General features: G+C 59.9%; 6 protein-coding genes. 1 reads left to right on the plus strand and 5 read right to left on the minus strand.

What is annotated here, in order from left to right; translation table 11 throughout:
• The 5 genes from BLX41_RS09670 to trmJ all read right to left on the minus strand — a co-directional run.
• A partial coding sequence (locus tag BLX41_RS09670) for an iron-sulfur cluster assembly scaffold protein (protein WP_123724704.1) occupies positions 1-311 on the minus strand: 311 nt, incomplete at its 3' end.
• Between the two features lie 94 nt (positions 312-405).
• Positions 406-1,620, minus strand: coding sequence for an IscS subfamily cysteine desulfurase (locus BLX41_RS09675; protein ID WP_025129551.1), 1,215 nt, complete (start codon positions 1,618-1,620; stop codon positions 406-408).
• Positions 1,621-1,670: 50 nt separating this feature from the next.
• Complete coding sequence (iscR, locus tag BLX41_RS09680; RefSeq protein WP_011063217.1) at positions 1,671-2,162, minus strand: Fe-S cluster assembly transcriptional regulator IscR; 492 nt, start codon at positions 2,160-2,162, stop codon at positions 1,671-1,673.
• A 237-nt stretch (positions 2,163-2,399) separates the two neighbouring features.
• Positions 2,400-3,176 carry a serine O-acetyltransferase gene (gene cysE, locus BLX41_RS37085; protein ID WP_123724705.1) on the minus strand — a complete coding sequence of 259 codons (777 nt, stop codon included), beginning with the start codon at positions 3,174-3,176 and terminating at the stop codon, positions 2,400-2,402.
• Positions 3,176-3,949, minus strand: a complete 774-nt coding sequence (trmJ, locus tag BLX41_RS09690; RefSeq protein ID WP_123724706.1) for a tRNA (cytosine(32)/uridine(32)-2'-O)-methyltransferase TrmJ — start codon at positions 3,947-3,949, stop codon at positions 3,176-3,178. The genes cysE and trmJ overlap by 1 nt, the downstream gene beginning before the upstream one ends.
• Before the next feature lie 245 nt (positions 3,950-4,194).
• Between trmJ and suhB the strand changes: the two genes are divergently transcribed.
• Complete coding sequence (suhB, locus tag BLX41_RS09695) at positions 4,195-5,010, plus strand: type III secretion system regulator SuhB (RefSeq protein ID WP_011063220.1); 816 nt, start codon at positions 4,195-4,197, stop codon at positions 5,008-5,010.
• Positions 5,011-5,108 lie beyond the last annotated feature (98 nt).

Consider the following 5,108-nt stretch of genomic DNA (forward strand, 5'->3'; position numbering starts at 1 on the left):
ATCTTCACTGGAGGCAGGGCCAGCTCTTCAGCCAGCTGGGTGTTCTTGATGGTTTCGGCTTCATCCAGCGTCTTGCCCTTCATCCACTCAGTGGCCAGGGAGCTGGAAGCAATGGCGGAACCGCAGCCATAAGTCTTGAACTTGGCGTCTTCGATGATGCCCTGCTCGTTGACCTTGATCTGCAGGCGCATCACGTCGCCGCAGGCAGGAGCGCCGACCATGCCGGTGCCGACATCCGGATCTTCCGCATTCATCTTGCCGACGTTGCGCGGGTTCTCGTAGTGGTCGATGACCTTTTCGCTGTAAGCCATGATTCTTAATCCTCACTCATCAGAGAGTCGCTCTTGGGTTCTGCAAATCGCCGTTATCGGTACGCTCTACAGAACCCTGTGCGGCGACTTATATTCAGTGCGCCGCCCACTCGATCTTCGAGATATCGACGCCATCTTTGTACATGTCCCACAGCGGCGACAGAGCGCGCAGCTTGGTAACGGCTTCGCAGACTTTCTGCGCCGCGTAATCGATTTCTTCTTCGGTGGTGAAGCGGCCGAAGGTGAAGCGGATCGAGCTGTGAGCCAACTCGTCGTTGCGGCCCAGGGCGCGCAGCACGTACGAAGGCTCAAGCGAAGCCGAAGTACAGGCCGAACCGGAAGACACTGCCAGGTCCTTGAGGGCCATGATCAGCGACTCGCCTTCAACGTAGTTGAAGCTCAGGTTCAGGTTGTGCGGTACACGAGCCGTCATGCTGCCGTTGATGTACAGCTCTTCCAGGTGTTCAACCTGCTTGTAGAAGCGATCGCTCAGGGCCTTGATGCGAGCATTTTCGGCGACCATGTCTTCCTTGGCGACGCGGAAGGCTTCGCCCATGCCGACGATCTGGTGAGTGGCCAGGGTGCCGGAACGCATGCCGCGCTCGTGACCGCCGCCGTGCATGGTGGCTTCCAGGCGCACGCGAGGCTTGCGGCTGACGTACAGCGCGCCAATGCCTTTAGGGCCATAGGTCTTGTGGGCAGAGAAGGACATCAGGTCGACTTTCAGGGCCTGCAGGTCGATTTCGACCTTGCCGGTGGACTGAGCGCCGTCGACGTGGAACAGGATGCCTTTGGAGCGGGTCAACTCGCCAATGGCGGCGATGTCGTTGACGGTGCCGATTTCATTGTTCACGTGCATGATCGAAACCAGGATGGTGTCGTCACGCAGGGCCGCTTCAACCATGGCTGGAGTGATCAAGCCATCTTCGCCCGGCTCGATGTAGGTCACTTCGAAGCCTTCACGCTCAAGTTGGCGCATGGTGTCCAGGACAGCCTTGTGCTCGATTTTCGAGGTGATCAGGTGCTTGCCCTTGGTGTGATAGAAATGCGCGACACCCTTGATTGCCAGGTTGTCGGACTCGGTAGCACCGGAAGTCCAGACGATTTCACGCGGGTCGGCGTTAACCAGGTCGGCCACTTGGCGACGGGCATTCTCCACCGACTCTTCAGCCTTCCAGCCGAACACGTGAGAGCGGGACGCCGGGTTACCGAAGTTTCCGTCGACCAGCAGGCATTCACTCATCTTCTGCGCAACGCGCGGATCGACCGGGGTGGTCGCTGAGTAATCAAGGTAAATCGGCAATTTCATGGACTCTCTCCTAAATCAGGCTGGCTGGCGTGCCGCTAGCTCTTTGGCTGTCATTCGACGGCGGACGCTTCAATCTTGTCCAGGCGCGGCGCCTTGCCATTACAGCGGCGCTGGTCCTGACGCTGGGCTACTTCTTGTACCTCACGGCGAGTAACAAGATCAGCCAAGCTGATACCGCTCAGAAATTCGTGAATCTGCAGGCTCAAATCGCACCACAGGTGATGGGTCAGGCAGGTGTCGCCGGCATGGCAGTCACCCAGCCCCTGGCATTTGGTTGCATCGACCGATTCGTTCACCGCATCGATCACCTGAGCCACCTGGATCCCCTGCATGTCACGGGACAGCTGGTAGCCGCCACCAGGACCCCGGACGCTGGACACCAGATTACTGCGGCGCAGTTTGGCGAAAAGCTGTTCGAGGTAGGACAGGGAGATGCCTTGGCGCTCAGAGATATCGGCCAGGGAGACCGGGCCATGTTGCGCGTGCAACGCCAGATCAAGCATGGCGGTCACGGCGTATCGGCCTTTAGTAGTCAGTCGCATGGACAAGTACCACGGAGTTTCGGAATGGAGGCGAGTATGCAATACCCGAGTAATCGAGTCAACTATAAGACCAACTACTTTAGTCGGGTTTACCCGCAAAAGAGCGCGCGAATCATAGCAAAGTCTGCGACGTAATGGCACAGCAGGATGGCAGTAACTGACCCACGGGTCGTTTACTAGCCATCGCGGCCAATTCACCGGCAAGCCGGCCCTTGCAAGGAACCGGCTTGCGGGACTTCAGCCGACCTGGCTGCCGTCCTTACCCTTGACTTCAGCAAAGTCCTCTTCACGCAATTGGGGCAGCTCCTTGGCGCAGTAGTCACTACCCAGATCCTTCAGCGCACCGCACATATCCTCCAGACGACCATCGACCGCCTGCAGATGATCCAGCAACTGCCCAATAGCCCGAGCCACCGGATCCGGCATGTCCTCGCCGACACCGTAGGCATCGAAACCGAGCTTTTCCGCCATGGCCTTGCGTTTGGCTGTCTGCTCGTCGCTGGACTTCATGATGATCCGCCCAGGAATGCCCACCACCGTCGCTCCAGCCGGCACCGCCTTGGTCACCACCGCATTGGAACCGACCTTGGCCCCCGCCCCCACAGTGAAGGGACCCAGCACCTTGGCGCCCGCCCCCACCACCACACCGTCTTCCAGGGTCGGATGGCGCTTGCCCTTGTTCCAGCTGGTGCCACCCAGGGTCACTCCCTGATAGAGGGTCACGTCATCACCGATCTCGGCAGTTTCGCCTATGACAATGCCCATGCCATGGTCGATAAAGAAGCGACGGCCGACTTTGGCTCCCGGATGAATTTCGATCCCGGTCAACCAACGACCGAAGTTCGACACCAGCCGGGCCAGCCATTTCCAGCCCATGCCCCACAAGGCGCCGGACAAACGATGAATCCAGATCGCGTGCATGCCCGGGTAGCAGGTCAACACCTCGAAGGCGTTGCGCGCCGCCGGGTCACGATGAAACACGCTTTGGATATCTTCACGCAGACGCTCGAACATCACTGATCCTTCCGCTTCTGTAGCTCTCCACGGGCCGCTTTCTGGGTTTCCGTGAGAATGCCACGCAATATATTCATTTCCGCCCGGCTGACCGAGCTGCGACCGTATAACCGACGCAGGCGCGCCATCAAGTGCCGCGGCTTTTCCGGATCGAGGAAGTCGATGGCCACCAGCGTCTGCTGCAGATGCTCGTAGAACCGCTCCAACTCATCCATGGTCGCCAGCTCTTCACTGCGCGGCGAAGCCACTTCATCCTTCTCTACCTTGGTTGGCCGACCTTGGGCCGCCAGCCAGGACATGCGCACTTCATAAGTCAGCACCTGCACCGCCGTGGCCAGGTTCAGCGAGCTGAACTCCGGGTCCGACGGGATATGCACGTGGAAATGACATCGCTGCAGCTCATCATTGGTCAGGCCGGAATCTTCACGACCGAACACCAGGGCGATCTGCGCCCCCTGCCCGGCTTCCTCTACCACCTTGAGCCCGGACTCACGCGGATCAAGCAAGGGCCAGGGAATGCGCCGGTCGCGAGCACTGGTGCCAAACACCAGCGTGCAACCCGCCAATGCATCCTCAAGGGTGGCGACCACCTGGGCATTGGCCAGGATATCGGTGGCGCCGGAAGCCCGCGCATCCGCCTCATGGGACGGAAATACCCGAGGTTCCACCAGCACCAGCCGCGACAGGCCCATGTTCTTCATGGCACGCGCAGCCCCGCCGATATTGCCCGGATGACTGGTATTGACCAGGACGACACGAATGTTCTGCAGCAAGGGATGCGCTCTCGGACACGGTAAGGGGGAGCAAATCTTACAGAACAGGCAAGACTCCCGCCTCAAAAATAACCACCCGAGAGATTCCGACACTCTATAAAGGCGCCCAGCAACCGGCACAAACACTCGCCACCGGACAACGCCACACAGCGGATCAATGCAATCAAAGCGAATACCGACCTTCATCTGCAAAAGTTTTCTGCTAGAATGCTCGGCTTTCTTTAACAACCTTAGGTGACCTATCCATGCAGCCAATGCTGAATATCGCGCTGCGCGCCGCCCGCAGCGCCAGTGAATTGATTTTCCGCTCCATCGAGCGCCTGGATACCATCAAGGTCGACGAAAAAGACGCCAAAGACTACGTATCCGAAGTTGATCGCGCTGCCGAGCAGAAGATCATCGACGCGCTGCGCAAGGCCTACCCGACCCACGCCATCCTCGGCGAAGAAACCGGCCTGCACGCCGGCAGCGGCGAAGGCGAAGACTACCTGTGGATCATCGACCCACTGGACGGCACCACCAACTTCCTGCGCGGCATCCCGCACTTTGCCGTGAGCATCGCCTGCAAATACCGTGGTCGCCTGGAACACGCTGTGGTCCTGGACCCGGTTCGTCAGGAAGAATTCACCGCCAGCCGTGGCCGTGGCGCCCAGTTGAACGGTCGCCGCCTGCGCGTCAGCGGCCGCACCAGCCTCGACGGCGCCCTGCTGGGCACCGGCTTCCCATTCCGTGACGACCAGATGGACAACCTGGACAACTACCTGGGCATGTTCCGCGCCCTGGTAGGCCAGACCGCCGGCATCCGTCGCGCCGGTGCTGCAAGCCTGGACCTGGCCTACGTGGCCGCCGGTCGCTTCGACGCCTTCTGGGAGTCGGGCTTGTCCGAATGGGACATGGCAGCAGGCGCCCTGCTGATCCAAGAAGCCGGCGGCCTGGTGAGCGACTTCACCGGCGGTCACGACTTCCTGGAAAAAGGCCACGTGGTGGCTGGCAACACCAAATGCTTCAAAGCGGTCCTGACCGCCATCCAGCCGCACCTGCCGGCTTCGCTGAAGCGCTAAGCGCCAGCGACAAAAAAGCACCCCGAGGGGTGCTTTTTTTATGCCCGCAATTCCCGTAGGAACCGGCTTGCCGGCGAATGGGATCTTGAGATCGTCTT

It is taken from the genome of Pseudomonas protegens (genome assembly GCF_003732485.1).
In the GTDB taxonomy this organism is placed as follows: domain Bacteria; phylum Pseudomonadota; class Gammaproteobacteria; order Pseudomonadales; family Pseudomonadaceae; genus Aquipseudomonas; species Aquipseudomonas protegens_B.

Excerpts from the sequence above, each read along its gene's own strand:
- BLX41_RS09675 (WP_025129551.1), bottom strand. The coding sequence starts at position 1,620 with ATGAAATTGCCGATTTACCTTGATTACTCAGCGACCACCCCGGTCGAT.
- iscR (WP_011063217.1), bottom strand. The coding sequence starts at position 2,162 with ATGCGACTGACTACTAAAGGCCGATACGCCGTGACCGCCATGCTTGAT.
- cysE (WP_123724705.1), bottom strand. The coding sequence starts at position 3,176 with ATGTTCGAGCGTCTGCGTGAAGATATCCAAAGCGTGTTTCATCGTGAC.
- suhB (WP_011063220.1), top strand. The coding sequence starts at position 4,195 with ATGCAGCCAATGCTGAATATCGCGCTGCGCGCCGCCCGCAGCGCCAGT.